The 25,994-nt window shown below is 72.4% G+C and carries 28 protein-coding genes; 10 read left to right on the top strand and 18 right to left on the bottom strand.

The annotated features are described in order from the left end of the window. Positions 1 to 49: 49 nt before the first annotated feature. From ABZX02_RS10360 to ABZX02_RS10345, 4 genes are all read right to left on the bottom strand, one after another. A complete protein-coding gene (locus tag ABZX02_RS10360) occupies positions 50 to 385 on the bottom strand; it encodes a VOC family protein (RefSeq protein ID WP_355296834.1) in 336 nt (111 codons plus the stop codon). A 67-nt stretch (positions 386 to 452) separates the two neighbouring features. After that, entirely contained in the window at positions 453 to 1,673 is a 1,221-nt protein-coding gene (locus ABZX02_RS10355) for a sigma-70 family RNA polymerase sigma factor (RefSeq protein WP_355296832.1), read from the bottom strand. Further along, positions 1,670 to 2,041 (bottom strand): YciI family protein, encoded by a 372-nt coding sequence (locus tag ABZX02_RS10350; protein ID WP_355296830.1) that lies wholly within the window; start codon positions 2,039 to 2,041, stop codon positions 1,670 to 1,672. The genes ABZX02_RS10355 and ABZX02_RS10350 overlap by 4 nt, the downstream gene beginning before the upstream one ends. Before the next feature lie 72 nt (positions 2,042 to 2,113). Further along, the gene (locus ABZX02_RS10345; RefSeq protein WP_355296828.1) at positions 2,114 to 2,959 is read right to left on the bottom strand and encodes a YhjD/YihY/BrkB family envelope integrity protein; all 846 of its coding nucleotides are present in this window, start codon (positions 2,957 to 2,959) and stop codon (positions 2,114 to 2,116) included. A 17-nt stretch (positions 2,960 to 2,976) separates the two neighbouring features. Here ABZX02_RS10345 and ABZX02_RS10340 point away from each other — a divergent pair, with 17 nt between their 5' ends. Further along, positions 2,977 to 3,699 (top strand): CDP-alcohol phosphatidyltransferase family protein, encoded by a 723-nt coding sequence (locus tag ABZX02_RS10340; protein ID WP_355296826.1) that lies wholly within the window; start codon positions 2,977 to 2,979, stop codon positions 3,697 to 3,699. On the opposite strand, the gene crtI is transcribed toward ABZX02_RS10340, so the two are convergent. The 5 genes from crtI to ABZX02_RS10315 form a co-directional block, all read right to left on the bottom strand. Next, a complete protein-coding gene (crtI, locus tag ABZX02_RS10335) occupies positions 3,661 to 5,133 on the bottom strand; it encodes a phytoene desaturase family protein (RefSeq protein ID WP_355296824.1) in 1,473 nt (490 codons plus the stop codon). The genes ABZX02_RS10340 and crtI overlap by 39 nt on opposite strands. 1 nt (position 5,134) lies before the next feature. Further along, positions 5,135 to 6,253, bottom strand: a complete 1,119-nt coding sequence (locus ABZX02_RS10330; RefSeq protein ID WP_355296822.1) for a glycosyltransferase family 2 protein — start codon at positions 6,251 to 6,253, stop codon at positions 5,135 to 5,137. Continuing rightward, a complete protein-coding gene (locus tag ABZX02_RS10325) occupies positions 6,250 to 7,095 on the bottom strand; it encodes a carotenoid biosynthesis protein (RefSeq protein ID WP_355296821.1) in 846 nt (281 codons plus the stop codon). Before ABZX02_RS10325 ends, ABZX02_RS10330 begins: the two co-directional genes overlap by 4 nt. Continuing rightward, positions 7,092 to 8,609 carry an NAD(P)/FAD-dependent oxidoreductase gene (locus tag ABZX02_RS10320; RefSeq protein WP_355296819.1) on the bottom strand — a complete coding sequence of 506 codons (1,518 nt, stop codon included), beginning with the start codon at positions 8,607 to 8,609 and terminating at the stop codon, positions 7,092 to 7,094. Before ABZX02_RS10320 ends, ABZX02_RS10325 begins: the two co-directional genes overlap by 4 nt. A gap of 200 nt (positions 8,610 to 8,809) precedes the next feature. Further along, positions 8,810 to 9,019 (bottom strand): DUF2795 domain-containing protein, encoded by a 210-nt coding sequence (locus ABZX02_RS10315; RefSeq protein WP_355296817.1) that lies wholly within the window; start codon positions 9,017 to 9,019, stop codon positions 8,810 to 8,812. Between the two features lie 195 nt (positions 9,020 to 9,214). Here ABZX02_RS10315 and ABZX02_RS10310 point away from each other — a divergent pair, with 195 nt between their 5' ends. Further along, positions 9,215 to 9,721: a MarR family winged helix-turn-helix transcriptional regulator gene (locus tag ABZX02_RS10310; protein WP_355296815.1), complete on the top strand. Its 507-nt coding sequence runs from the start codon at positions 9,215 to 9,217 to the stop codon at positions 9,719 to 9,721. Between the two features lie 147 nt (positions 9,722 to 9,868). Further along, positions 9,869 to 10,615, top strand: coding sequence for an SDR family oxidoreductase (locus tag ABZX02_RS10305; protein ID WP_355296813.1), 747 nt, complete (start codon positions 9,869 to 9,871; stop codon positions 10,613 to 10,615). Between the two features lie 8 nt (positions 10,616 to 10,623). Here ABZX02_RS10305 and ABZX02_RS10300 read toward each other — a convergent pair whose 3' ends face one another. Continuing rightward, the gene (locus ABZX02_RS10300) at positions 10,624 to 12,624 is read right to left on the bottom strand and encodes an ATP-dependent Clp protease ATP-binding subunit (protein ID WP_355296811.1); all 2,001 of its coding nucleotides are present in this window, start codon (positions 12,622 to 12,624) and stop codon (positions 10,624 to 10,626) included. Between the two features lie 70 nt (positions 12,625 to 12,694). Continuing rightward, positions 12,695 to 14,035 carry a deoxyribodipyrimidine photo-lyase gene (locus ABZX02_RS10295; RefSeq protein WP_355296810.1) on the bottom strand — a complete coding sequence of 447 codons (1,341 nt, stop codon included), beginning with the start codon at positions 14,033 to 14,035 and terminating at the stop codon, positions 12,695 to 12,697. An 89-nt stretch (positions 14,036 to 14,124) separates the two neighbouring features. Between ABZX02_RS10295 and ABZX02_RS10290 the strand changes: the two genes are divergently transcribed. Further along, a complete protein-coding gene (locus tag ABZX02_RS10290) occupies positions 14,125 to 14,697 on the top strand; it encodes a hypothetical protein (protein ID WP_355296808.1) in 573 nt (190 codons plus the stop codon). Between the two features lie 11 nt (positions 14,698 to 14,708). After that, complete coding sequence (locus ABZX02_RS10285) at positions 14,709 to 16,058, top strand: DUF2867 domain-containing protein (RefSeq protein WP_355296807.1); 1,350 nt, start codon at positions 14,709 to 14,711, stop codon at positions 16,056 to 16,058. Here the strand turns inward: ABZX02_RS10285 and ABZX02_RS10280 are convergent. Genes ABZX02_RS10280 through ABZX02_RS10255 form a run of 6 tightly spaced genes read right to left on the bottom strand, consistent with a single transcriptional unit; the run spans position 16,039 to position 21,142 of the window. After that, positions 16,039 to 16,791 carry an adenylyltransferase/cytidyltransferase family protein gene (locus ABZX02_RS10280; protein ID WP_355296805.1) on the bottom strand — a complete coding sequence of 251 codons (753 nt, stop codon included), beginning with the start codon at positions 16,789 to 16,791 and terminating at the stop codon, positions 16,039 to 16,041. The two genes, ABZX02_RS10285 and ABZX02_RS10280, sit on opposite strands and share 20 nt — an antisense overlap. Beyond that, the gene (gene catC / locus ABZX02_RS10275; protein ID WP_355296803.1) at positions 16,788 to 17,075 is read right to left on the bottom strand and encodes a muconolactone Delta-isomerase; all 288 of its coding nucleotides are present in this window, start codon (positions 17,073 to 17,075) and stop codon (positions 16,788 to 16,790) included. The genes ABZX02_RS10280 and catC overlap by 4 nt, the downstream gene beginning before the upstream one ends. A 2-nt stretch (positions 17,076 to 17,077) precedes the next feature. After that, positions 17,078 to 18,196 carry a muconate/chloromuconate family cycloisomerase gene (locus tag ABZX02_RS10270; RefSeq protein WP_355296801.1) on the bottom strand — a complete coding sequence of 373 codons (1,119 nt, stop codon included), beginning with the start codon at positions 18,194 to 18,196 and terminating at the stop codon, positions 17,078 to 17,080. After that, the gene (locus ABZX02_RS10265; protein ID WP_355296800.1) at positions 18,193 to 19,020 is read right to left on the bottom strand and encodes a dioxygenase; all 828 of its coding nucleotides are present in this window, start codon (positions 19,018 to 19,020) and stop codon (positions 18,193 to 18,195) included. Before ABZX02_RS10265 ends, ABZX02_RS10270 begins: the two co-directional genes overlap by 4 nt. 8 nt (positions 19,021 to 19,028) lie before the next feature. Continuing rightward, positions 19,029 to 20,573, bottom strand: coding sequence for a 4-hydroxyphenylacetate 3-hydroxylase N-terminal domain-containing protein (locus tag ABZX02_RS10260; RefSeq protein WP_355296798.1), 1,545 nt, complete (start codon positions 20,571 to 20,573; stop codon positions 19,029 to 19,031). 2 nt (positions 20,574 to 20,575) lie between these two features. Then, positions 20,576 to 21,142 carry a flavin reductase family protein gene (locus ABZX02_RS10255; RefSeq protein ID WP_355296796.1) on the bottom strand — a complete coding sequence of 189 codons (567 nt, stop codon included), beginning with the start codon at positions 21,140 to 21,142 and terminating at the stop codon, positions 20,576 to 20,578. Between the two features lie 110 nt (positions 21,143 to 21,252). On the opposite strand from ABZX02_RS10255, the gene ABZX02_RS10250 reads away from it, so the two are divergent. Genes ABZX02_RS10250 through ABZX02_RS10230 form a run of 5 tightly spaced genes read left to right on the top strand, consistent with a single transcriptional unit; the run spans position 21,253 to position 25,499 of the window. Further along, positions 21,253 to 22,050: an IclR family transcriptional regulator C-terminal domain-containing protein gene (locus tag ABZX02_RS10250; RefSeq protein WP_355296795.1), complete on the top strand. Its 798-nt coding sequence runs from the start codon at positions 21,253 to 21,255 to the stop codon at positions 22,048 to 22,050. 20 nt (positions 22,051 to 22,070) lie between these two features. Next, entirely contained in the window at positions 22,071 to 23,375 is a 1,305-nt protein-coding gene (locus ABZX02_RS10245; RefSeq protein ID WP_355296793.1) for an NAD(P)/FAD-dependent oxidoreductase, read from the top strand. Positions 23,376 to 23,400: 25 nt separating this feature from the next. Continuing rightward, the gene (locus tag ABZX02_RS10240) at positions 23,401 to 23,832 is read left to right on the top strand and encodes an XRE family transcriptional regulator (RefSeq protein WP_355296791.1); all 432 of its coding nucleotides are present in this window, start codon (positions 23,401 to 23,403) and stop codon (positions 23,830 to 23,832) included. Then, entirely contained in the window at positions 23,829 to 24,329 is a 501-nt protein-coding gene (locus ABZX02_RS10235; RefSeq protein WP_355296790.1) for a hypothetical protein, read from the top strand. The genes ABZX02_RS10240 and ABZX02_RS10235 overlap by 4 nt, the downstream gene beginning before the upstream one ends. After that, positions 24,330 to 25,499 carry an MAB_1171c family putative transporter gene (locus tag ABZX02_RS10230; protein ID WP_355296788.1) on the top strand — a complete coding sequence of 390 codons (1,170 nt, stop codon included), beginning with the start codon at positions 24,330 to 24,332 and terminating at the stop codon, positions 25,497 to 25,499. On the opposite strand, the gene ABZX02_RS10225 is transcribed toward ABZX02_RS10230, so the two are convergent. Further along, positions 25,486 to 25,992: a DinB family protein gene (locus tag ABZX02_RS10225; RefSeq protein ID WP_355296786.1), complete on the bottom strand. Its 507-nt coding sequence runs from the start codon at positions 25,990 to 25,992 to the stop codon at positions 25,486 to 25,488. The two genes, ABZX02_RS10230 and ABZX02_RS10225, sit on opposite strands and share 14 nt — an antisense overlap. Positions 25,993 to 25,994: the final 2 nt, after the last annotated feature.

Genomic DNA, 25,994 nt, shown 5'->3' with positions numbered 1-25,994 from the left:
AGGACGGACGGATCGCGTGGCCCGCCAGGGGAGGCGGGCCACGCGGGGATCAGGCCTGCGGTTCGTACAGGCTGAACGGCGTGCCCTGGTCGTCCGTGCAGTGGGCGATGCGGCCGACCTCGGGGACGGTCTGGACGTCGTCGGCCTTGCCGCCGAGCTCGGCGACCTTGCGCGCGGACGCGTCGATGTCCGCGGTGTGGAAGTAGATCCGCGGCTGGGTGAGCTGCACGTCGCGCACCGCGATGGCGCCGGCCGCGCCGGTGGTGATCACGTGGTAGTCCTCGCCCATGGGGCTCGTGTCCCAGCCGAACACGCCCGCGTAGAACGCGCGGGCCCGCTCGGTGTCGTCGGCGGGCAGTTCGAACCAGTTGACCTGTCCGGACATCTCGATCGCTCCTTCGGTTTCTGCGAGCTGACGAGCGGAGGACGAGCGGGTCGGACGGAACTCGACATCAGTCCGCGAGATTTTTCCGCGACTCGGTGGAGACCTCCAGGGAACGCAGGCGGGCGGCGAGGAACCGGCGGTCGGCCGCGCTGACGGCCAGCTCCAGGGCGACCCGGTACGCCGCAACGGCTTCGGGCCGCCGGTCCAGGCGCCGCAGCAGGTCGGCGCGGGCCGAGTGCAGCAGGTGGTACGAGTCGAGACCGGTGATCCCGTCCATCAGCTCCAGGCCCGCGGCAGGCCCCCGGGCCATCGCCACGGCCACGGCGTGGTTGAGCTCGACCACGGAAGTCGGTGCCACCGAAAGGAGTTCGGCGTACAGGGCGACCACGCGCTCCCAGTCGACCGGGTCCTGCACGTGCAGCGCGGCGATCACGGCGTGCAGCACGTACGGGCCGGGCGAGCCGAACCGCAGCGCGCGGTCCAGCAGCGCCATGCCCTCGGAGATCTTGTCGGTGTCCCAGAGCGTGCGGTCCTGGTCTTCGAACAGCACGAGGTCGCCGTCGGGCGTGAGGCGTGCGGCGCTGCGCGAGTCGTGCAGCAGCATCAACGCCACCAGGCCGTGCGCTTCCGGTTCGTCGGGCATCAGCGCGGCCACGAGCCTGCCCAGTCGCAACGCCTCCGCACGCAACGGGGCGTCCGCCGTGGTGTAGCCGCGGGTGAAGATCAGGTAGAGCACGCCGAGCACGCCCTGGAGTCGTTCGGGCAGCAGGTGGTCGGCGGGCACCTCGAACGTGATCCCGGCGTCGCGGATCTTGCGTTTGGCCCGGACCAGGCGCTGGGCCAGCGCGGACTCGGCGACGAGGAACGTCCTGGCGATCTGCGCGGCGGTGAAGCCGGCCACGGCCTGGAGGGTGAGCGCCAGGCGCGCGTCCTCGGCCAGGGCGGGGTGGCAGCAGGTGAAGATGAGCGAGAGGCGCTCGTCGCCCAGGTCGACGAGCTGCTTCTCGGTCATGGTCACGGGTGCGGGCGGCGTCGGCAGCTTCGTGCGGGCCATGCGAGCGTGCCGCAGGCGGTCCAGCGCGTGGTTGCGGGCGACCGTGAGCAGCCAGGCGAACGGGTCGTCGGGCACCGACGTGCGGGGCCACTTGCGCAACGCCTGCGAGCACGCCTCCTGCAGCGCGTCCTCGGCCAGTTCGAAGTCGCCCAGCGCCCGCACCAGTGCCGCGAGCATCCGGGCCCGGTGCTCGCGGTAGACCCGCTCGACCGCGGCCGAGGCGAGGTCGCTCATGCCACCCCGTGGTTCAGGCCGGGGATGTGGTCGACCGGGCGCACCTCGATGGTCGCGCCGAAGTGCGCCTGCGGGACCATCTCGGCGAGCTCCAGCGCCTCGTCCAGGTCGCGGCAGTTCAGCAGGTAGTAGCCGCCGAGGTGCTCGTGCGTCTCGGCGAACGGGCCGTCGGTGAGCAGCGCCTTGCCGTCACGCACCCGCACGGTCGTGGCCGTGGTCGTGGGCTTCAGCGGGTCGCCCGCCACGAACACACCGCGGCGACGGCACTCGTCCGCGAAGGCGTTGACCCGGCCGAGGATCTCCTCGAACCGCTGGTCACCGGGCTGCGGCCGGTTCTCGCAGTTGTAGATCAGGAACATGTAGTGCACGGATGACCTCCAGTCGTCGTCCCGAGGACGAACGAGACCTCTGGAAGTCGACATTCGAGCACGCCCTGTTTCTCACGGCGAGCGGAGCACGTCCCACGTGCTGAGGGTGATCCGGTAGCCGACGAGCAGCAGGGCGTGCAGCAGGAACAACCACAGGCCCACGGCCGCCACGCCGCCGGGCACCGCCAGCCCGCCGTACGGGATCGCCCAGTCCACGGGGATCGCGAGGAACACCACGAACCCGTGCAGGAAACCCGTCAGGACGGCGCCGAGCCCGACCCCGGCCGCCGCGACCACCTTGAGCGGCAGCGAGACCGGTCCGACGAACGCGAACACCAGCGCCACGGTGACGCAGATCGGGACCATGTCGAGGTGGAACGACAGCACGACGCCCAGCACCGCGGACCAGCCGCCGCCCTCGTAGAGCGCGCCGACCTCCGGGGCGAACGCCAGCGGGAGCGCGACCAGCAGCGGCGCGAGCAGCAGGACGGGCAGGAACGCGATCCGCCCCGCCCAGCCGGTCCACTTCGTCACCCGTTCCCCGGCCGCCTGCACCAGTCCGCGGCGCAGGCCCTCGCCGTAGAGCGTGGCGGGGAACAGCGCGGCGGCGAGCAACGGCCAGGACGTGGTCGTCGCCGCCTCCGCCAGCTGGACCAGCGCCCCGGTGGGGTCGTGCGCGTCGGGCAACGCCCCACCGGCTGTGCGCGCGCCGTCGACGACGAGCTCCGGGCCGAACAGCACGGCGACACCGCGCAGGGCGATCAGCAGCAACGGCACCAGTCCCAGCGCCGAGAAGAACGTGAGTCCCGCGGCCCACAGCAGGAGGTCCCGGCCGCGCAGTGCGCTCGACGTGGCCGCCGCCACGGCGCGGAGTACGTGCATGATCGGGTGTACCCGAACCTGCACGGGCTCATCCACCCGCTTACGGTGGTGAGGTGACCGGTGACGAGGCGAACCCAGTCGTGGGCTGGTCCCGGCTGCACGGCGAGGACGTGTCCGCCAGCAGGCTCGTCGTCGGCTGGCTGCGGTTCGTGCACGCGCTGGCCCGGCTGTTCGACCGCGTGCACCCCGACGTCCTGTCCGCGGCCGGGGTGGTGGTCGCGGGCGGCGCGGTGGTCGCCGCCGGCGCGGGCGGGCGCTGGGCGTTGCTCGCACTGGTGCTGGTGGTCGCGACCGGAGTGTTCGACGGACTGGACGGCGCCGTCGCCCTGCGCACGGGCCGGGTCCGGCCGCTGGGCGCGGTGGTGGACGCCGTGGCCGACCGGCTCACGGACCTGTTGCTGGTCCTCGTCCTGCTCGTCCTCGGCGCCGGCGCGTGGTGGTGCGCGGCGATCGGCGCGGCGGTGCTGGTGCACGAGTACGCGCGGGCGAAGGCGCAGGCCGTCGGCATGAGGTCGGCCGGCGCGATCACCGCGGCGGAACGGCCGACGCGGGTGATCGTCGTCGCGATCGCCTGTCTCGGAACGGGTCTGGCGCCCGGCGGCACCCCGGTCACCGGGTGGAGCTGGGCCGTCGTGTCGGCCGTGGTGTGGGCGGGGTGCACCCTGGTCGGGTTCGGCCAGCTCGCCGCCGGTGTGCGGCGCGAGCTCTCCGGCCGTCCGTGGACCGGGCCGTTCGCGTCAGGCCGGTCCGACCAGGCGGGCGACGATCCGCGCTGACATCGCCACGAGCGGCAGCCCGCCGCCGGGGTGCGCCGAGCCGCCGACGAGGAACAGGCCGGGCACGGGGGAGCGGTTCGCCGGCCTGAGCAGAGCGGCGCGCGGCCCGTTCGACGACGAGCCGTAGATCGACCCGCCCACCGATCCCGTGTCGCGCTCCCAGTCGGCCGGCGTGCGGATCTCCCGCCACCGCACCCTGTCCCGGACGTCCAGGCCGCGCTCGGCCATCACCCGCAGGACGCGGTCGGCGTAGGACTCGGCGAGTCCGGGTGCCGTCCAGTCGACGTCTCCCTGCCGCGGCGCGTTGACCAGCACGAACCACGCCTCGTCGCCGTCGGGCGCGACGGTGGGGTCGTCCGGCGCGCACACGTAGACCGTGGGATCGGGCACCGGTCGTGGAGCGCGGCCGAAGATGGAGTCGAACTCGTCGTCGTAGTCGGCGGGGAACAACACGCGGTGGTGCGCGGGGTTCGGCGTCTTGCCGCGCAACGCGAGCAGCAGCACGAAACCGGACAACGAGGGCTGGGTCTTGCGCAGTGTCCTTCGTGGACGGTGCGAGCGCCGATCGCCGACCAGTTCGCCGTAGAGGTGCTCGGCGTCCACATCGGACACGACCACGTCGGCGCGCCGCCGTTCCCCGTCCCGCAGGCGCACGCCGGTGACCCCGCCGGCACCGGCCTCCACGGCGGCGACCGCCGCGTCGAACCGGAACCTCACACCGAGGTCGACGCACCGCTCGAACAACGCGTCACCGAGCTTGCGCAGCCCGCCGCGCACGTACCAGCCGCCGAACCGCTGCTCGATGAACGGCACCACCGTCATCAACGCGGGCGTGCGGCGCGGATCGGACCCGCTGTAGGTGGCGTAGCGGTCGAGCAGCATGCGCAGCCGCGGATCGGTCAGCCGCCGCTCGCCCACGCCGCGCAACGTGCGCCACGGCGCGATCGCCATCAGGTCACGGACGCTCGCCGAGCGGCGCAGCAGGTCCCGCACGCCGCCGAGCGGGTTCTGCAGCACCGGTTCGCCGACGAGGTCCCACAACCGTTCCGCGTCGGTGAGCACCGCACGCCACTGCCGTGCGGCCTCGACGCCGAACGCGTCGGTGAGCGCGGCCTCGACGCGGTCCTCGGCGTGCGGCATGTCGAGCTCGCTGCCGTCGGGGAAGCGGTAGCGGCAGGTCGGCTCCACCGGGACGATCTCCACGAGCTCGTCGAGCGGTGCCCCGGTGGCGGCGAAGAGGTCGCGGTAGACGTGGGGCAGCGTCAGCAAAGACGGCCCGGTGTCGAACGTGAACCCGTCGCGCCGCAACACGCCGAGCTTGCCCCCGTGGCCGCTCGCCTGCTCGTACACCGTCACGGCGTGCCCGGACGCCGCCAGGCGCGCGGCGGCGGCCAGCCCGCCCATCCCCGCACCGATGACCGCTACCTCTGCCACGTCAGCTGCTCTCCCGCAACGATCGGCCTTTCCAGTGCAACCGCCCGGTCAGCCGGGCCCGCCACGACCGCGCGACGAGGCCGAGCAGCACCCCCACCGACACCGGGTGCGCGAGGGCGTCGGGCCAGACCCGTCCGCCGGTGTGCCGCGCGGTCACGACCCTCGTCAGCACGCCGGCCGCGTACCCGGCCGCACCGGCGCGCGACCCCGCGAGCGCGGCGACCGGCGGCAGGACGTACAGCCAGGCCAGCAGGAGCGAGAGCGCGACGGCGCCCGCCGGGCTGCCGGTGGCCGACCAGAGCGACTTCTCGTACCCGTGGCGGACCTCCACCCAGTCCGAGTACATCCGGCAGGCCGCGAGGGTGCTGCCGTCGACGACCACACCGCGACCGCCGCTGCGCTTGACCGCCCGCATCAGCGCGATGTCGTCGAGCACCGCCGTGGCGATGCCCGCGAAGCCCCCGCTGCGGTGGTACGCGCGGGCGTCCACGACCAGGAACTGCCCGTTGGCCGCGGACAGCGACGGCCGCGGCGAGCGTTCGGCCAGCCGCAACGGCAGGAACACGAGCCACGACCACTGCAGCAGCGGTTGCACCAGACGCGTCCCGGTGCCGTCGGCGAGCTGGCGGGGGAACGGCGACACCACGTCGAGACCGTTGTCCCGCAACAACGCGACGGCCGCGGCGACCGCGTGCGGGGCCAGCACGACGTCCGCGTCGACGAACACCAGCACCTCGCCCCGTGCCAGCTCGGCCAGCTGGGCGCAGGCGTGCGGCTTGCCGGGAACACCGTCCGGCGGGGACGTCCCCGTGACGACGCGGATCCGCTCGTCGTCCCCGGCGACGCGGCGCACCACGTCCGCGGTGCCGTCGGACGAGCCGTCGTCGAGCACCACGACCTCCAGGTCCGGGACGCCGGTCTGCAACCGCAGCGACCTGATGGTGGGCGCGATCCGGTGCGCCTCGTCCCGGGCAGGCAGCAGGATCGACACCTTCTCGCGGCACCAGGGCGGAGCGGCGGCGGGAACCCGCATCAGCCGCGCGTTCACGAGGGCGTGCGCCGCGGCGATCGCGGCACCGACGGCGGCACCGCGCACCGCCGCGTCGAAGAAGTGCTTCACCGGTGCGCCCGCCACACCGCGACGGCGAACGGGATCGCCACCAGTCCCATGAGCAGGCCGGCGACCACGGACACCGCGGGACGGCCGAAGAACGCCGCGTGCGCCCACACCGAAGACCCGTAGGTCCACAGGTACAGCACCGGCGCCGGACCCACGCGCAGGTCGAGCTCACGGGTCACGCGCGGACGGCCGACACCGCGCTGCAGCACCGTCATCATCACGACCGACACCAGCACCCAGCCCGCGTAGTTCGTCAGCGGGACACCGTCCACCCCGGGCAGCGCCGGAGCGGGGGAGGACCACACCCAGTGGCCGGCGTCGACCATCTGCGGGTCGAGGAACACGTCCCACGACGCCAACGCCCACGCGCCGACCGCGACCACCGGCCACATCGGACGGTCGCCGCGCGACCAGCCGGTGAGCGACCGGCCGACGAGCAGCGCGGGCCAGCACATCATCACCCACGCCAGCGGCACGACCGCCGGAACGCCGGCCAGTTCGAGGCCGAGCGAGCCGGTGTAGCGGTAGTCGCCGAACGGGAAACCCGTGTGCACGCCGATGGTCTCGGCCAGCAGCCCGCCGCCTCCGGCGACCACCACCAGCAGGACGGCCGCGCGCGGTCCGAACCGGGCCAGGGCATCGCACACCGACGCCACCGCGAAAGCGATCACCGAGGCCACCGTCGTGAAGATCCGGTCGTCCGGCTCGGTCATCGAGTAGACGATCTGCGCCAGCACGACGAGCGCACCGCAGAGCCACGCCACCGCCGCCAGGGCGCGCACACCGCCGGCAAGCCCGCGAACGGGAGATCTCGTGACGTCCGGCCGCACTTCGACGCTCACGCCGACCTCCTGCGACGCGCCGCCGTGCGCAGCAGGGGAACGCGGCCTTCGAGCGGGACCGACCAGAGGTCCGTCCCCGCGACGCCCCACTGCCCGAGCAACCGGTTGGCCGCGGCGAACCCGGTCGTGGCCGCGCGTTCCATCAACGCCACCGGCAGGTCGATGCGCACCAGGTCCCCGGCCAGCACCAGGAAGTCGTCCGGAGTGCCGACCCGCGGCCGCTTCTCGTACCCGCCGGCGGGGAACAGCGGGCAGTCCGAGCGCCACTCGTGCCGTTCGTCGATCACCTTGGCGCCCTTGGTCTCCGGGTAGACCTCGGTCAGCTGGTCCCACAGCCGCTGCCTGGCCGACTCTTCGTCCACATCGGACGGTATGGCGTACCCGTGCAGCTCCACCACCGAGCCGCCGGTGCGCGCCGCCCACGCCCTCGCCTCGTGCTCGTAGTCGTCGAGCACGCTCACGTTGTCGAGCAGGTCGTAGCCGCTGGTGCCGATGAAACCGGGGCGGTCGACCCGCCGGTCGAGCCAGTACCGCGACACCAGGAACGGTGGCGCGGTGCGCAGTTCCGCCACCCGAGCGCGCCACTGCGCGTCACCCAGTTCCGGTGACGACTGCACGATCGCGCGCAGCCCGTTCACGTCGGCGGCGAGCACCACGGCGTCGGCGTCGAGCGCGCCGTCGCCGGTGGTGACGGTGAACCGCTTCGCCCCGCCCGTGCCGATCGACCGCACGTCCACGCCGGTGCGCACCTCGGCGCCCAGGTCGGTGAGCCGCTGGCCCAGCGGGTCCCACAGCCCGTGCGGGAACGGGTCCGCCGCCACGTCGAAGAGCAGTCCCTCGTTCGACCCGAGGAAGTAGATGTGGAACATCACCGCGAGCTCGGCGGCCGACATGTCCCGCGGGTGCGCGAAGAAGCTGCGGGAGAACACCTCGAACGCGAGCGCGTGCGCCGCCTCGGGGAACCGGACCCGCCGCAGGTACTCGGCCGCGTCGATGCCGTCGAGCTCGTCGTAGACCCCCGGGACGGACACGTCGAGCAGCTTCAGCGCCGCCTCCGGGTTCATGTCCGGCAGGTCGCGCCAGCGGAAGGTCGGGCTCCGCCGCAGGAAGGCCAGCACGTTCCACGGCGCCGTCGTGGGCATGCCGGCGAACGAGTCGCGGGCGCCGCGCGCGTGCCACAGCGGGTAGTCCGGCATCGCCGTCAGCGCGCGCCCGTCCGGGTCGACCCGCCGCAGCAACACGCGGAGGTTGTAGTACTGCCGGAAGAACGCGTGGAAACCGCGGGTCATCGTGACGTCGCTGCCGTCGGCGAGCCGCGTGTGCCAGCCACCGACCCGTCCGCCGAGGTAGGTCTCGCGTTCGTGCAGCACGACCCGCGCACCGCGTTCCGCGAGCAGCGTGGCCGCCGAGAGACCGGCGATGCCGCCGCCCACGACGGCCACGACCGGCGCGTCACCCGCGAACCCGGGACGTCCCGCCGGCGCGGGGATCCGCACCGCCTTGCGATCCTTCATCGGTGCTCCCGTTCCGGCCCCCGGCCGTCGGCCCGAGCGGTCCCGGGCGCGCTCCAGCCCCGTGACGGCACGCGGCGTCACGACCAGTGCGTTCCGGATCCGTTCGAAGCGAGTGGGACGGCGCCTCAGCTCCGGCGCCGTCGTGGCGAGTTCTCCGCCTCTTCGACCGTATGGGCAGCCCGCCCGGCGTGCATGACGAGTCAGGCCTCGCGGCTCTGGTCGACGGCGACCACGTCGAGCACCTCGTCGAACGACCCGTAGGCGTGATCGGGGATCGAGTGCAGCGCGTGCACGGTGTCCTCGTCGGCGTTGTTGCGCGAGGCGTGGTCGACCAGCTGCCCCTTGTCCGCAGGGTAGGCCACGTCGGCCAGCACCGTCCTCAACCGGTCGACGGTGGTCGTGTCGCTCATCGCTCTCCTCGGGTCGGCGTCTCCGAAGCCACGGCTACCCGCGCTGGGCAGCCGAAAACGCGCCGTCCACCGCAAGACGTCCGGTGCGCCGGTCCCGCTCAGCACCACGGCCCCGGGGTTTTTTACGTGACATGTCATTCGATCTGCGGGCTCGCCCCGGATGTTCCCGGAGGTGGCGGCGTTATAGTGATCGCGATGGCGGGTGAAGCGCGGGACCAGCGGTGGCTCGACGACGAGCAGGCGCGCGCCTGGCTCGCGTTCATGCGCGTGCAGCTGCGCCTCGCGTACGAGATGAACCGCCAGTTGCAGGCGGACAGCGGGCTCTCGCTCTCCGACTACGACGTGCTCAACGCGCTGAGCCAGGCCCCTGCCGGGTGCCTGCAGGTCACTTCCCTCGCCGCGACGATCGGCTGGGAGCGCAGCCGGCTGTCGCACCACGTCAAGAGGATGAGTCGCCGGGGCCTGGTCACCTGCGACCTCGCGCCGTCCGATCGGCGCGTCACCGAGGTGACCCTGACCGTGGAGGGCCGGCACACCCTGGCCGCCGCGGCGCCGGGGCACGTGGCGCTCGTCCGGCGCCTGTTCTTCGACGGTCTGCCGGAGGAGTCGTTGCCGCAGATCAGCGGGGCGCTCGAGGCCATCTACGAGAACATCCTGGCGAACGGCACCCTGCCGCGCCCGGACCTCGAATCCCGCCGCTGAACCGCTCGGTTCGCTGAAGCCCGTCCGGTCGGGACGGGTACCTGTGGCCGCTGTCACCGCATCCTTCGCGACCGCGCCGGAATGCGCCGACCGCCCGGCCAGTTACATGACATGTCACGTAACTGCACCGATCGGAGAAGGACAGCCATGGGCACGTTCGAAGGCAAGACGGTGGTCGTCACGGGTGGAACCAGCGGCATCGGCCTGGCGGTGGCCAGGCGGTTCGCGAGCGAGGGCGCCCACGTCGTCGTGACCGGCCGCCGCAAGGAGGTCCTGGACGAGGCGGTCGAGCACATCGGGAACGGCGCGACCGGCTTCCAGGTCGACAGCGCCGACCTGAGTGATCTGGACCGGCTCTACGAGGCCGTCCGCGAGCAGGGCCGCGGGATCGACGTGCTGCACGTCAACGCGGGAGGCGGCGAGTTCGCGACCCTGGAGGAGGTGACCGAGCAGCACTTCGACGAGACGTTCGGCACCAACGTCAAGGGCACGGTGTTCACCGTCCAGAAGGCGCTGCCCCTGCTCAACGAGGGCGCCTCGGTGATCCTCACGGGGTCGACGGCCGGCACGCGGGGCAGCGCGGCGTTCGGGATCTACGGGGCGACCAAGGCCGCGATCCGGTCCCTGGGCCGGACCTGGGCGAACGAGCTCGCCACCAGGGGCGTGCGGGTGAACACGATCAGCCCCGGCCCCATCGGCACCCCGGGGCTCGACGGACTCGCCGCCGAGGGCGCGACCGACGAGCTGAGGAACGGTCTCGCGGCCGGCGTGCCGCTCGGGCGGCTCGGCTCGCCGGACGAGGTCGCCGAGGTGGTGCTGTTCCTCGCCTCCGGGCGGAGCTCCTTCGTCACGGGCGTCGAGCTGTTCGTCGACGGCGGCATGAACCAGGTCTGACCGCGAACTCACGCCGGCGGGTCGGTGACCACCAGTGCCAGCTCCCCGTCGGCGACGGTGACGAGGACGTGCTGCCCGCCGCGCAGCTCGTCCCCGAGCAGGGCGCGCGACAGCCGCCGGTCGAGCTCCTTGGCGATCGTGCGGCGCAACGGCCGGGCGCCGTGCTCGGGCACGTACCCGCGGGCCGCGAGCCAGTCCACGGCCTGGTCGTCCACCTCGAGGGTGATGTCCTGCTCCCGCAGCCGCAGGCGGGTGCTCTCCAGCAGCAGCACGGTGATCCGGCGCAGCTGGCCGGCGTCGAGGCCGCGGAACAGGATGATCTCGTCGACGCGGTTGAGGAACTCGGGGCGGAAGCAGCGGCGGACCGCGGCCATCAGCGGCCCGCGCAGCTCCTCGACGTCCGCACCGGACAGCAGCTCCTCGGCGCCGATGTTGCTGGTCATGATGATCACGGTGTTGGCGAAGTCGGCGGTGCGGCCCTGGGCGTCGGTGAGCCTGCCCGCGTCGAGCACCTGCAGCAGGGTGTTGAAGACGTCGGGGTGCGCCTTCTCGATCTCGTCCAGCAACAGCACCGAGTACGGCACGCGCCGGACCGCGCCGGTGAGCTGGCCCGCGTCCTCGTAGCCGACGTACCCCGGTGGCGCGCCGATCAGGCGGGAGACCGTGTGCTGCTGCCCGAACTCGCTCATGTCGAACCGGATCAGCCGGTCCTGCGAACCGAAGAGCGCCTCGGCCAGCGCCCGCGCGACCTCCGTCTTGCCCACCCCGGTGGGGCCGAGGAACAGGAACGAGCCGATGGGCCGGTGCGGGTGCTTGAGGCCCGCCCGGCCCTGGCGGACCGCGTCGGCGACCGCCTCGACCGCCTCGTCCTGACCGACGATCCGCTGGTGCAGCAGGTCCTCCAGGTGCAGCAACCGGTGCCGTTCGGCTTCGGTGAGCTGGGCGACCGGGATGCCCGTGCTGCGCGACACGACCTCGGCGACGTCGTTCGGCCCGACCTCGGGCGCGGCGGCCAGCGCGGCGCGGGCGGCGTCCAGCTCGGCTGACGCGCGGCGCAGTTCGTCGTCCAGGAACGGCAGTTCCTCGTCCGGCGCGCCGTCCCGCTCCCGTTCCAGGCGGTGGATCCGCTGCTCGAGTGTCACCGGGTCCGGTGGCAGCGGTGCCTTCTCCCGCAACCGGACCCGCGCGCCCGCGCGGTCCACCAGGTCGACCGCCTTGTCCGGCAGGAACCGGTCGGTGACGTACCGGGCCGACAGCTCGACGGCCGCCACGACCGCCTCGTCGGTGATCCGCACGCCGTGGTGCGCCTCGTACCGGGCGCGCAGGCCGCGCAGGATGGCGATCGCCTCGCCGGGCGACGGTTCGGCGACGTGCACGGGCTGGAACCGCCGTTCGAACGCGGCGTCCTTCGCGATGTGGCGGCGGTAGTCCTCGGCCGTGGTCGCCCCGATCACCTGCAACCGCCCGGAGGTGAGCACCGGCTTGAGGATGTTCGCCGCGTCCATCGGCGCGTCCTCGGCACTGCCCGCGCCCACGACGGTGTGCAGCTCGTCGATGAACAGGACCACCATCCGGTTCGACGCGGCCACCTCCTCGACGACGCCCCCGAGCCGTTCCTCGAACTCGCCCCGGTACTTGGCCCCGGCCACCATCCCCGCCAGGTCGAGGGAGACCAGCCGCCGGTCCCGCAGCGTCGCGGGCACGTCACCGGAGGCGATCCGCGCCGCGATGCCCTCGACGATCGCGGTCTTGCCGACCCCTGGGTCACCGATCAGCACGGGGTTGTTCTTCGTGCGCCGCGACAGCACCTCGAGCACCTCGTCGACCACGTCGTCCCGCCCGATCACCGGGTCGAGCAGGCCGTCGCGCGCCGCGGCGGTGAGATCGCGCCCGTAGTGGTCGGTGCGCCTGGTCGCGGACGGAGGCCCGCCGAGCCCGCCGAACAGCTTGCCGACGAGGTCCTCCCACGACGTGGAGCCGAAGCCGAACACCCAGTCGTCACCGCTCACGGCCTACCCGCCTTCACCCGGTCGAGGGACTCTGCCCCCGATCCTCCTCCGCGCACGCCGCGGGCACAGGTCAGCGCTGGTGGCGGGCGGCCGCGAACCGGTCGGCCGCCTCGCGCAGGTCCACGATCGGCGGCGGGTAGTCGAGGGCCTTGACCTCGTCCTCGGGCAGCGTCCACGGTTCGTGCACGTGGGCAGGGTCCACCTCGGCCAGCTCGGGCAGGTAGCGCTTCACGTAGGCGCCGTCGGCGTCGTAGCGCTTCGCCTGCGCCACCGGGTTGTGCACGCGGTTCGGGCGCGTGTCGGTGCCCGTGCCGGCGACCCACTGCCAGTTCATCTGGTTGTTCGCGAGGTCGCAGTCCACGAGCAGGTCGACGAAGTGCCGGGCGCCCCGCCGCCAGTCCAGGTACAGCGTCTTGCACAGGAAGCTCGCCGTGACCAGCCGGGCGCGGTTGTGCATCCAGCCCTCCCGCGCGAGCTGGCGCATCCCCGCGTCGACCAGCGGGTAGCCGGTGCGGCCGTCCCGCCACGCCGCGAAGTCGCGGTCCGACCGGCGCCACCGGTCGCCGCGGGTGCGGTAGTCCTTCGTGGCCGACTCCGGGCGGGCGGCCAGCACCTGGTGGTGGAAGTCGCGCCACGCGAGCTGCCGGGTGTAGGCGCGGGCACCCTCGGACGCGGTGCCGACGCGGTCCAGCAGCTCGGTCACCGACACCGTGCCGAAGTGCAGGTGCGGCGACAGGCGGGAGGTGGCGTCGTCGGCCAGCGCGTCGTGCACGTCGGCGTAGTCGGCGACGCCCGTGCGCGCCCAGGCCGCCATCAGCTCGCGGCCCGTGGTCTCGCCACCTTCTGCCAGCTCCGGCGACGGCGTGCCGTGGCGCAGATCGGGCACGTCACCGCTGATCCGCGGCGTGGTCAACCGCTGCGGCGCGCGCAGGACACCGCGCCGGTGCACCGTCTCCCACTTGCGGAAGTACGGAGTGAACACCGCGAAGTGGTCGCCGCCACCGGACGGGGTGAGCGAGAGCGGCGGGACCGCGTTGACCGACATGTCGTGCACGTGCAGGTCGGCCCCGAGCCCGCGCAGCGCCTCCTCCCGGCGGCGGGCGTACCGGCTGACGTCGGCGGCGACGTGGATCTCGGTGACGTCGTGGTCCCGGACGATCCGGGCGACCTCCTCGGCGACCTGCCCGCGGCGCACCACCAGCCTGCCGCCGCGCTCCCGCAGCGCCGCGTCCAGGTCGGTCAGGCTGTCCACGAGGAACGAGGCCCGGTTGGAGTTGAAGAACGACGAGGAGACGATCGCGTCGTCCACGACGAACAACGGCACGCAACGGTCCGCAGTGGACGCGGCGTGCAGCACGGGGTTGTCGTGAACCCGCAGGTCGCGGGTGAACAGCGCGATCGACGTCGTCATCGGACAGCGGTACCCGGTGTCCCGGTCCCGCAACCGCCGGTCACCCGTTGGTGGACGGACGGTTGCGCTCACCCGAAAACGGGCAGTTGATGCGGGTGACGATCGACCACGGCGAACCGCAGCACCTCGACCGCGAGGCGCAGGAGTTACTCGACCCGCACCACCACCGTGCGAGCCTGCACGTCGGCGACCAGTTCGTCGTCGATCCCGACCAGGTCCTCGAGAACGTCGCGATGGCGATGGAGCGGCTCGACCTCGACACCAGCACGCCGGTCAGCATCGAGGAGGACGTCGCGACCCTGGAGGAGCTGGTCGCGATGGTCGACCACTTCGACAGGGGACCGCAGCTCGTCGCCCACACCCTCAACACCGCGGCACGCGTGATGAACGCCCGCTACCCCGCGGAGCTCGTGCACCACCCGCTGCCCCCGGACTGCGACCTGCGCCGGCTGTTCCACGCCGACGTCGACGAGCGCAGCCAGGACGTCGCGCGGGCGCTGTTCAACCAACGGCTGGTGCGGGCCTCGGCCGTGCGCGAATCCGAGATCGCGATCGACCTCGACGACCTCACCTCGCAGCAGCGCATCGAGGTCTTCATGGCGCTGTTCTTCCTGTACGGCATCAAGGTCGGAGCGCTGCAGAACCGGACCGGCATCCGATGAGGTGCCTCGTGATGGGCGCGACCGGCCACCTCGGGTCGCGTCTCGTGCCGGAGCTGCTGGCGCACGGGCACGACGTGTCCGTGCTGGTCCGAGACAGCACCCAGGCGACGAGGTTCCCCACCAACGTGATGGTGCACGTCGGCGACGCCGCGGACGCGTCTTCCGTCCGCGAAGCCCTGGCGGGCAAGGACGTCGTGTACTTCCTCGTGCACTCGCTGGAGCGGCCGGACTTCGCCGACGTCGACCGCGGGGCCGCCGCCGTGCTGGCGGCCGCGGCGGCCGAGGCCGACGTGCGGCAGGTCGTCTACGTCGGCGGGCCGCGCCCCGGTTCCGCCGGGCTCTCCGCGCACCTCGCCTCCCGCGCCGAGGTCGGCGACCTCGTGACCGCCGGCCGGGTGCCCGCACTCGTGCTGCAGGCACCGATGATCATCGGCGCCGGGTCGACGAGCTTCGAGCTGCTGCGGTCGTCCGCGCGGATCACGCCGTGGGTGCCGGTGCCGTCGTGGATGCACAACACCAGCAGGCCGGTCGCGGTCGCCGACGTCGTGCACTTCCTGGTGGCCGCGGCGAACCTCCCGGAACCGGTCGACGGCGTGTACGACGTGCTCGGCCCGGAACGGCTGAGCTACCTGGACCTCGTGCAGCGCTGCGCCCGCGTCCTGGGCCTGCCGGTCCGGCTGCCGCTGCCGTCCCCGCTGTGGTCGCACAAGCTCGCGGCGCAGGTCGCGGGCTGGGTCACGCCGGTGCCCGCGGCGGTCGCGGAACCCCTGTTCGCGTCGCTGGACCACGACCTCGCGAAGTCCGGCCCGCCCGTCACCGAGGTCCTGCCGCCCCCGCCGGACGGCCCGACGAGCCTCGACAACGCCATCCGGGCCACGGTCGCCGAGGAGACCGCGACGGCCGACGGCGAGGTGTTCACCGAGGAACGCACCGTGCTCACCGAGGCCTCGCCGCAGGAAGTGTGGCGGGCGGTGAACACCTTGGGAGGCAAGGACGGCTGGCACACGATCCCTCTCGTGTGGACGGTCCGGGGCGCGATCGACCACCTGTTCGGCGGCGTCGGGCTGTACCGGGGCCGGGCACCCGAGATCGGCGAGGGTGACGTGGTCGACTTCTGGACGGTGGTGCACCGCGACGACGACGCGCGGCGCCTGGTCCTGCGCGCGGACATGAAGATGCCCGGCCACACGTTGCTGGAGATGCGCGTCGACCGCCGGGGAGAGCACACGCGCTACCGGCAGAAGGTCACCTTCACCGCCGACGGACTGCTCGGCCAGCTGTACTGGATGGCGCAGAAACCGTTGCACGACATCGTGTTCGCGACGATGGCGCGGGGCATCGTCAGGAAGGCGTCGACGTAGTGGACCGCTCCAGGAACTCCACGGCGGCGGGTCCGTCCGGCCCGTCCACGAGCACCGACCCGGACGCCACGACCACCCGGGCCGACCGGCCGCCGAGCGTCCCGAGGTACGGACCGTCCGGCGGCAGTGCGGTCCCCAGAGGTACGGCCAGGACACCGCCGGCCAGCACGCCCTCCACCCGGTGCGGCCGCCCCAGCACGGCTGCGGCGGCCCGGACGTCCCCGCGCCGCACCAGTTCCCGCACCCGCGTGGACGAGCACCCGTCCACCAGGTCGACCCCGTGCGCCTCCAGTCCCAGCTCCCGCAACGTCCGCACGGTCCCGGCGCCGCGGTGGCCGAACGTGAAGTTCGCCCCGACCACGACGGCCTCGGCGTGCAGCGCCCCGACCAGGACCTCGGACACGAACGCCGCCGGTGACAGCGCCGCGAGCGAGCGCGTGAACGGCAGCACCAGGATCGCCTCCACGCCGAGGGAGTGCCCGAGCTCGGCCCGCCGGTCCACGGTGCTCAGCGCGGACGTGTCGCGGGGCAGGCCGAGCACCCGAGCCGGGTGCGGGTCGAACGTCACCAGCACCACCGGCCGGGTGCCCGCCACCTCGCGGGCCGCCGAGATGAGGTGCGCGTGCCCGCGGTGCACGCCGTCGAACACCCCGATCGTCACCACGCACCCCGGCCAGTCGCCGGGCACGTCCGCCGGCGACCGCCAGACCAGTCCCTCCCGGACGGCGGTCATGGTTGCGCGGCCAGGTCGGACGGATGGGTCGCGAGCGGCGTGACCTGCACCCGCATGTACTCCCAGAGGGGCAGCGACGACAGGAACGCGTGCAGCTCGTCGTTGGACGGCACGTCGAAGACGCTGATGTTGCTGTACTGGCCGACGACCCGCCACAGGTGCGGCCACACGCCGAGCTTCTGCAGCTCCAGCGCCCGTTCCTTCTCGGCGCGGACCAGTTCGGCCCGGTCGTTGGGGTCCATGTCGTGGGGCAGGGACACGTCCATCCGCACGTGGAAGAGCATGGTCACCTCCGGGTGAAGGCCGCGACGGCCGCGGGGTCCAGCTCGACGCCGAGCCCCGGACCGACCGGCAGGTGCAGGTCACCGCCGTCGTAGCGCAACGGCGTGGTGAGCAGCTCCTCGCGCATGAGCAACGGCCCGAACAGCTCGCTGCCCCACGTCACGGCAGGGGAGGCGCAGGCGAGGTGCAACGACGCCGCCGTGCCGACCGGGCTCTCGATCGAGGTGCCACCGTGGCAGGGAATACCCGCCGCGGCCGCGATCGATGCGATGGCCGCCGTGGCGCGCAAGCCGCCGCTCTTCGTGGTCTTCAGCGAGAACACGTCCGCGGCGCGCAGGCCGGCGAGCCGCAGGGCGTCGGACGGCGTGCGCAGCGACTCGTCCGCCATCACCGGGATCGGCAGCGCCCGGTTGATCTCCGCGAGCCACTCGGCCTCGGCTCCCGGAACGGGTTGCTCGACCAGTTCCACGCCCGCGTCGGCGAGCCGGGGCAGGTGCCGCAACGAGGTCAGCCGGTCCCAGCGCGCGTTGAGGTCCACCCGCACGCCCGCGACCCCGGCGAGCTTCTCCGCGATCGCGCACACCCGCCGCACGTCGTCGGCCGGATCCTGCGCGCCCATCTTGAGCTTGAAGCTGCGGTGCCCCAGGTCGAGCTTGGCCATCGCCTCCTCGATCACCACGTCCGCCGGTTCGGTGCCGAGCGCCCACGTCACCGGGACGGACGTGCGCGCGAGCCCGCCGAGCAGCGTGTGCACCGGCACGCCCAGCGACCTGGCCCACGCGTCGTGCAACGCGACCTCGACGGCGGCCTTGGCGTAGAGGTTCGCGTTGACGACGTCACCGACGGCCTGCTGGATGCCCGCTATGTCGTCGACCCGGCGTCCCAGCAGCAGGGGGGCGATGTACCGGTCGACGACGACCTTCATGGTCTCGACCGACTCACCGCCCCACCACGGCCCGCCCGGCACGACGCCCTCGCCGAGGCCGACCACCCCGCCCGCGGTCCGGACGTGGACGAGCAGCACGGGCTGCGCGTCCATCCCGGTGCGGGCGAAGCGGTGCGGCCGGACGAGCGGGACGTCCAGCAGGACGGTGTCCACGCCGTCGATCAGCAGGTCGTTCATGCGGGCTCGAGCACGAAGTCGTAGGAGACCCGCTGGCCGGAGGGCGTCAGCACGAGCTCGGGCTTCACGGCCTCCGCGACGTCGCTGTCGACGTACTCACCGCCCGCGAAGTAGAGCTGCGTCGTGATCGGCCGGTGGCCGGGAGCCCGCACGACCAGGTGCAGGTGCGCAGGCCGCCACGGGTGCCAGCCGGCCGCGTCGATCAGCCGCCCGGTCGGTCCGTCGGTCGGGATCTGGTACGGCGCGGGCTGCACCGTCGTGATCTCGAACCGGCCGCCGGCGTCGGTCGTCACGACCCCGCGCAGGTTGCCGGCGGGGATGCCCGGCGCGAACCCCGAGTAGTAGCCCTCGGCGTCGGCGTGCCAGATGTCGAGCTCGGCGCCGGCGAGCGGCCGCCCGGCCAGGTCGGTCACCCGCCCGGAGAACGTGAGCGGGTCGCCCTGCTCGTCCGGGCGCCGGGGCAGCGTGCAGACGGACGGGAGCGAGACCTGGTCCGGCAGGTAGTACGGGCCGAGGATGCTGCCCTTGGTGCCGTCCTGGGTGCGGGCGGCGACCTCCTCGACGACGTGCTCCACGAAGACGTCCAGGAACAACGGCCACTCGCCGCCCTCGCCGAGGTCCATCAGCCACCGCTTCGCGGCCTGGAACTCGAGGTAGGTGACGTCGTGCTCGCGGATCGCCGAGTGCACGGCGTGCAGCACCGCGGTGACCACTGTGGACACCCGCTCGGGGGAGACGGCGAGCCCTTCCCTTGCCGTGGAGCGGAAGTTCGCGCTGGCGGACGCGCCGGAGTCGGCGGCGGTGGGGGAGTGAACGGCAGTCATCGGGAGGGTCACCTTCCGTTCAGGACGGTCGCGCCGGGGTTGTAGAGGTCGGGGACGGTCCAGCCGTCCAGGTCGTACTCGGCCATGCACTGCTCGGCGAAGCCCTTCATGGAATCAGCCAGGCCGGACTGCTGCGCGGCGAACAGCATCTCCGCGCGCACGCCCTCGTGGTTGCCCGAGTAGTTGCGCTCGTACAGCTCGTGCCGGCCGCCGAACTCGCTGCCGATCGAGTCCCAGATCAGCTTCATCAGCTTCACGCGCTCGACGGCGTCCACGCCGTTCGACCCGCGCACGTACTTGTCGAGGTACGGCCGCGTCTCGCCGGACAGGAAGTCCTTGGCCGACGACGGCAGGTAGATCAGCGCGGATCCCATGTCCTGCATGATGATCTCGCGGATGCGCGGGTAGCCGACGGTCATGAACCACCGGTAGGCGAGGCCGAAGTCGAGGTGCGGCAGCACCGCGCCGTCGACCCACTCGTCGGGCTTCGCGCACATCGCCTCGGACAGGCCGTGGAACAGGTTGCGCCACCCGATGACCTCGCCGACGCGGGTCTGGATGCCGCGGAAGTCCTTGACGCCGGTGGCCTCCACGCCCTTGAGCAGCAACCCGGCGATGAAGTCGAGCTTCACCGACAGCCGCGTGACGCCGTGGAACGTGAAGCGGTGCAGGAACCCGGAACCGGGGAAGAACGTGCTGGCCTTGTCCGCGTCGCCGTAGATGAAGACGTTCTCCCACGGGATCTTCACGCGGTCCAGCACGAAGATCGTGTCGTTCTCGTCGAACCGCGACGAGAGCGGGTAGTCGAACGGCCCTGTGGTCCGGTCCACGTTGTACGCGTAGGAGTTGCGGCAGATCAGCTTCATGCCCGGCGCGCCCATCGGCACCGTGCACACCAGCGCGAACTCCCGCTTCTTGATGGGCAGGCCGTAGTGCGCGATGAAGTTGTAGTTCGTGATCGCCGACCCGGTGGCCACGACCTTGGCGCCGGACACGATGAGACCGTCGTCGCGCTCCTCCTCGACGTGCATGAAGACGTCGCTGACCTCGTCGGGGTCGCGGTTGCGGTCGACAGGCGGGTTGATGATCGCGTGGTTCCAGTACAGGACCTTCTCCTGCGACTCCTGGTACCAGCGGCGGGCGTTGTCCGCGAAGGGGTTGTAGAAGTCGGCGTTGGCGCCGAGCGTGCCGAGGAACGCGGCCTTGTAGTCGGGGCTGCGGCCCATCCAGCCGTACGTCATGCGCGCCCACTCCGCGATGGCGGCGCGGTCGGCGTAGAGGTCGGCGCTGCTGCGGGGCGTGCGGAAGAACGGGTGCGTGAAGCCGCTGCTGCCGGTGTCGGTCGGCGCGGTGAGCACGGCCTGCCGGTCCGGGTCGTGCAGCGCGTCGTACAGACGGGCGGTCATCCGGACGGAGTTGCGGAACGCCGGGTGCGTGGTGACGTCGTCGACCTTCTCGCCACCGAGGAAGATCTCACGTCCGTCCCGGATGGACTCGACGTACTCCTCGCCGGTCATCGGCCGGGTGGTGCGTTGCTGCTGCTGCGTGGTCATGCCTAACCCTTCAGCGTCGAAGTGGTTCGCAGTGGGGCGAAGTCCGTGCCGAACCACCCGATGTCCGGGCAGTCGACCGAGCTCATCCAGTGGTCCGCGGTGCGTCCGGCGATCTCGCGGAACGCGCCACCGAAGAACAGCAACGGATCGGCGTCGCTGGTGTGCAGGTGTGCGACCTCCCCGATGACGATCAGGTGGTCGCCGCCGTCGTACGTGCGCCAGGGCAGGCACGAGATGGTCGCGGCGGTGCCGAGCAGGACGGGGGCGGTCGGCCCGTCGGCCCAGCGGGGTGCGGGACGTCCCTGCGGACGGCCCGCGAAGGTCCAGGCCGCGTCGATCTGGTCGGCGGCGAGGACGTTGACGGCGAACGGCTTGGCGTCGAGGAACCGGCAGGCCTTGGACTCGCGGGTGAGCGTGACCTGGCACAGCGCCGGTTCGAGCGAGACGGCCGTGAAGGCGTTGACGGTCGCGCCGTGCGGCTCTCCGTCGTCGTTGCGGCAGGTCACGACCGTGACGCCGGTGGCGAACCTGCCGAACCCGGTGCGGATTGTGCGGTGATCCAAGGTCATCTCCCGCTCCTCCTGTACGCTATGCGTACAATCTGTACGCTTTGCGGTTACATGAGAGTGCACCGACGCTGCGGCCGTGTCAACGGGGTGCGGTGCGGAAAGATGGGGCGATGACCAGCGGGCCGGACGAGCGCGACTTCATCCAGAGCATCGAGCGCGGGTTCGCGGTGCTGCTCGCGTTCGACGAGGAGAGGACCAGCCCGAACCTGGCCGAGCTCGCGGCCGCGACCAACCTCTCGCGCCCCGCCGTGCGCCGGATCCTCCTCACCCTGCAACGACTCGGGTACGTCCGGAACGAGGGCACGCGGTGGACGCTGACGCCGCGGGTGCTCAGCATCGGGCAGCACTACTCGGCGTCGCACGCGATGATCGAGATCGCCCAGCCGCACCTGCTGGAGCTGTCCGCGAAGACGGGGGAGTCGGCGTCGCTGGCCGAGCTGGACGGACGGGACGCCGTCTACGTCGCCCGCGTGCCGGTGCGGCGGATCATGAGCATCAACGTGTCGGTCGGCACCCGCATCCCGGCGTTCGCGTCGTCCATGGGCCGGGTGCTGCTCGCCTGGGCACCGGACGCCGTGGTCGACGACGTCATCGCGGCCGGCCTGCCCGCGCTGACCCGGCACACGCTGACCAACGGCGACGAGTTCCGGGCGAACCTGCGCCAGGTTCGCTCGGACGGGTGGTCGATCGTGGCGGAGGAGCTGGAGATCGGGCTGCTCTCGGTGTCCGCGCCCGTCCGCGACCGCACCGGGGAGGTGGTCGCCGCACTCGCGTCCTCCACCTCCGCTGGGCGATCCTCTGTCGAGGAGATTCGCGGTGAGGTGGTGCCGTTGCTGCTCGGCGCCGCGGAACGGATCAGCGCCGACCTGGGGCACAAGAGCTCCACGAGGCGTGAGGGCTTCTACTGACGGTCGCACGAGGAGGACGCATGTCCGCTCGGCCGCGGGTCCTGGTGGTCGGCACCGGGTTCGCCGGATTCCACTGCCTGCGCACGCTCGAACGCACGCTGCCCGAGGAGGCCGCCGACCTGGTCGCGGTCAACCCGGTCGACTACATGCTCTACATCCCGCTGCTGCCCGAGGTCGCGGGCGGGGTGCTCGACCCGCGCCGGGTCGCCGTGCCGCTGCGCAACAAGCTCAAGCGCACGAAGCTCGTCCTGGGTGCCGCGACCGGCATCGACCTGGCGCGCCAGTGCGTCCAGGTGACGGACGTGGAGGGCCGGTCGTCGGCGATGTCCTACGACCGGCTGCTGATCACGTCCGGCAGCGTCACGCGGCTGCTGTCCATCCCGGGGGTCGCCGAGCACGCGAAGGGCTTCCGGACCATCGCCGAGGCCATCCACCTGCGCGACCACGTGCTGCGGCAGCTGGAGCTGGCCGACCAGTCCGACGACCCCGAGGAACGCCGTGCGCGCTGCACGTTCGTGGTGGTGGGTGCGGGCTACACGGGCACCGAGGTGCTCGCGCAGACCCAGCTGCTGACCCGGGACGCGTGGCGGCACCTGCCCGGCCTCCGCGACGTGCCGCCCCGGTGGATCCTCGTGGACATCGCGCCGCGCGTGCTGCCCGGCCTCGACCCGCGGCTGTCGGGCCCGACGAAGAAGGTGCTGCTCGAACGCGGTGCCGAGGTCAAGCTGGAGACCAGCCTCCAGGAGATGACCGCCACCTGCGCGCGGCTCTCCGATGGCAGTGAGATCCCCACACGGACCGTGGTGTGGTGTGTAGGCGTGCGGCCCGATCCGCTCGTGAGCACTTTGAACAGGCCCGCGACCAACGGCCGCATCGACACCGACACGTACCTGAAGGTCTGCGACGACGTGTGGGCCGCCGGCGACGCGGCCGCCGTGCCGGACCTGGTGCGGCCCGGCGAGATCACCGCCATGACCGCCCAGCACGCCGAACGGCAGGGCAGGACCGCCGCGCGCAACATCGCGGCGTCGCTCGGGCACGGCACCGCCCGCGAGTACAGGCACAAGGACCTGGGGTTCGTGGTCGACCTCGGCGGCTGGCAGGCCGTCGCGAACCCGCTCGGCGTGCCGCTCACCGGCCTGGCGGCCAAGGCCGTGACGCGCGGCTACCACCTGATGGACCTGCCGTACGGGCGGTTCCGGACCGCGGCCAACTGGGTCACCGAGCTCGGCGCGGGCCGGCAGATCACGCACTTCGGCGTGGTCCCCGACCGCGGCATCAGCCTCGCCCAGGCAGACCTGCCCCCGGCGGCGGCCGGGCACTGACGGTGAGGTCGACTACGATGGGCGGGTGGTAGCCCAGGGGGAGCACCCGGCCACGCTGGCCGCACGGCTGGACCGGCTGTTCAAGTCGGTGCGACCGGGAGGCCAGCGCGAGTACACCTACGAAGAGGTGGCCGCGGCGATTCGCGAGAACGGGATCTCGATCTCGCACACCTACGTCTGGCAGCTGCGCAAGGGCATGCGCGACAACCCGACGAAGCGCCACCTCGAAGGCCTCGCGCAGTTCTTCGGCGTGCCCACCTCGTACTTCCTCGACGACAACAGCGGCATCGAGGACCAGCTGGAGCTGCTGGTCGCGTTGCGCGACAGCGACGTGCGCTCGCTGGCGCTGCGCGCGTCGGGCCTGTCGCCCGCGAGCATCAAAGCCGTGCTCGGGATGGTCCAGCACGCCCGGTCGATCGAGGGCCTGCCGCCCGCCGAGGACGACGGTGACGCGTGAGGTCGTGGCGGCGGCTGCGCCGGCGGTCGCTGGCGCGGCTCGCGGGTTTCGAGGTGCCGACGCCGTTCTCGATCGAGGCCCTCTGCGCTCAGGTCTCCGCCGCGCGAGGGCGTGACCTGCACCTGCACCCGTTGCCGTACACCGGGGCCGCGGACCTCCCCTGTGGACTGTGGATCTGCACGGTCGAGGCGGACCACGTCTTCCACGCCCGCGGCGCCTCCGCGTCGCACCAGCAGAACATCGTCCTGCACGAGATCGGCCACATGCTCTGCGACCACTCGCTCGCCGACGACGACAACGGCCTCACCGCCCTGCTCGGCGACCTCGACCCGGCGGTGGTGCGGCGAGTGTTGCAGCGCACCCGGTACTCGACGCCGGAGGAGCAGGAGGCCGAGATGGTCGCCGCGCTGATCCGCGAACGGGCGGGGTGGGGCACCGCACCGCCGCGCCCGGACGGGGCGCTGGGCACGCTCGACGACGTCTTCGGGGACAGGTAGATGATCAGGTTTCCCGGGCTGGAGCTGCCCGTGCCCGTGTTCGCTGTGCTCGTCGTCCTGTGGGGGCTCGTGCTCTTCCGGCTCCGCACGGTCGCCCGCTCGCCGCAGAACCGCGTGGTCGCGTTGGCCTACCTGTGTTTCGCCGTCGCCGCCACGCTGGTCGTGCGCGACCTCAGGTACGGGCTCGACCGGGTCACCGGGGTGCCGGACCTCGCGATCGCGGTCGGGCACCTGGCCGGGCTCGCGGGCATCGCGTTCGTCCTGCGGTTCGGGCTCATGGTCCTCGGGACGAACGCCCGCGCGGTGACGGTCGGCCGGGTGGTGCTGATCGGTGCCGGCGCGGTGATGGTCGCGGCGTTCGCCGTGATCCCGCGCCGGATGGACGAACCGGACTTCGGCTACTGGCAGCCCTCGCACCCCGCGACGATCGTCTACCAGCTGGTCGACCTCGCCGTGATGTCCGCGGGCGTCGTCGCCGGCGCCGTGCTGCTGTTCCCGTTGTGGCGCCGCGGGGCGCGCGGCCCGTTGCGGGTGGCGTTGTTCCTGCTGTGGCTCGGATGCCTGTCGCTGGTCGTCTACGCGGGCTGCCGGTACTGGTACGTGATCTGGTACGGCTTCGAGTGGGTGCCGCGCGGCGCCCGGTACGCCGCCTACGGCCGGTTCACGGAGATGGCCCTGTTCCTGGGGGTGCTGCTCTGCGTGCTGGGCGGGTTGATCCAGGCGGGGCTGAGCACCGCGCGGTGGTTCCGGCGGCTGCGCGGGTATCGGCTTCTCGGTCCGTTGTGGACGGAGCTGACCGGGGCGGTGCCGACGGTCGTGCTGGGGGAGCCGCCGCGCTGGTTCGCCGGGTCGCTGGAACTGCGGCTGTACCGGCGGACCGTGGAGATCCGCGACGCCCAGCTGGAGGTGGCCGGCCGGGTGTCACCGGACACCCGCGCGTTCGCCGCGATGACGCTGGAGGAGGCGGGCACCACGTCGCCGCTCGCGCTGGACGCGTGCGTGCTGCGGATCGGCCTGGCCTCCCCGGACGCGCTGCACCCGGCGGAGACGTCGGCGTGGGCGGCGGGGTCCGACCTGGACGAGGAGCTCGCCGCTCTGCTTGCCCTGCAAGAGGAATTCCGCGATCCGGCCGTGGTCGCCGCCGCGCGCCGGAGCCTCACGCCCCGGTGACGCCGTCGATCCCCTCGCGCAGGAAGTCCGCGTGGCCGTTGTGCCGCGCGTACTCGTGGCAGAGGTGGTGCATCACCAGGCGCAGCGACACCTGCTCGCCCCAGCGCGGCTGGTAGCCCGTGACGTCGAGCGACTCGGCCTCGCGTTCGATCCGGCGCGCGTGCTCGACCTCCGCCTGCCACGCCTCGAACGCCTCGGACCGCGTCGAGGCCGAGGCGTCGTAGGCGACCTGGTAGTCGTTGTCCGGCGACCACACCAGCGGGATGTCCTCGCCGTTGATCACCTTGCGGAACCAGGTGCGCTCCACCTCCGCCATGTGCCGCACCAGACCGAGCAGCGTGAGCGTGGACGGCGGCATCGAGCGGTGGCGCAGGTCCTCGTCGGACAGTCCGTCGCACTTCATCGCGAGGGTGGCGCGGTGGAAGTCGAGGAACGCGCGCAGGGTCTCGCGTTCGCCCGCCTGCAGCGGCGGGCTCGGGCGTTCGGTGGTCACGT

The sequence above is a fragment of the Lentzea sp. NPDC003310 genome (assembly GCF_040610935.1).
Classification (GTDB): Bacteria; Actinomycetota; Actinomycetes; order Mycobacteriales; family Pseudonocardiaceae; genus Lentzea.
This window is presented reverse-complemented; position numbering and strand designations above follow the sequence as displayed.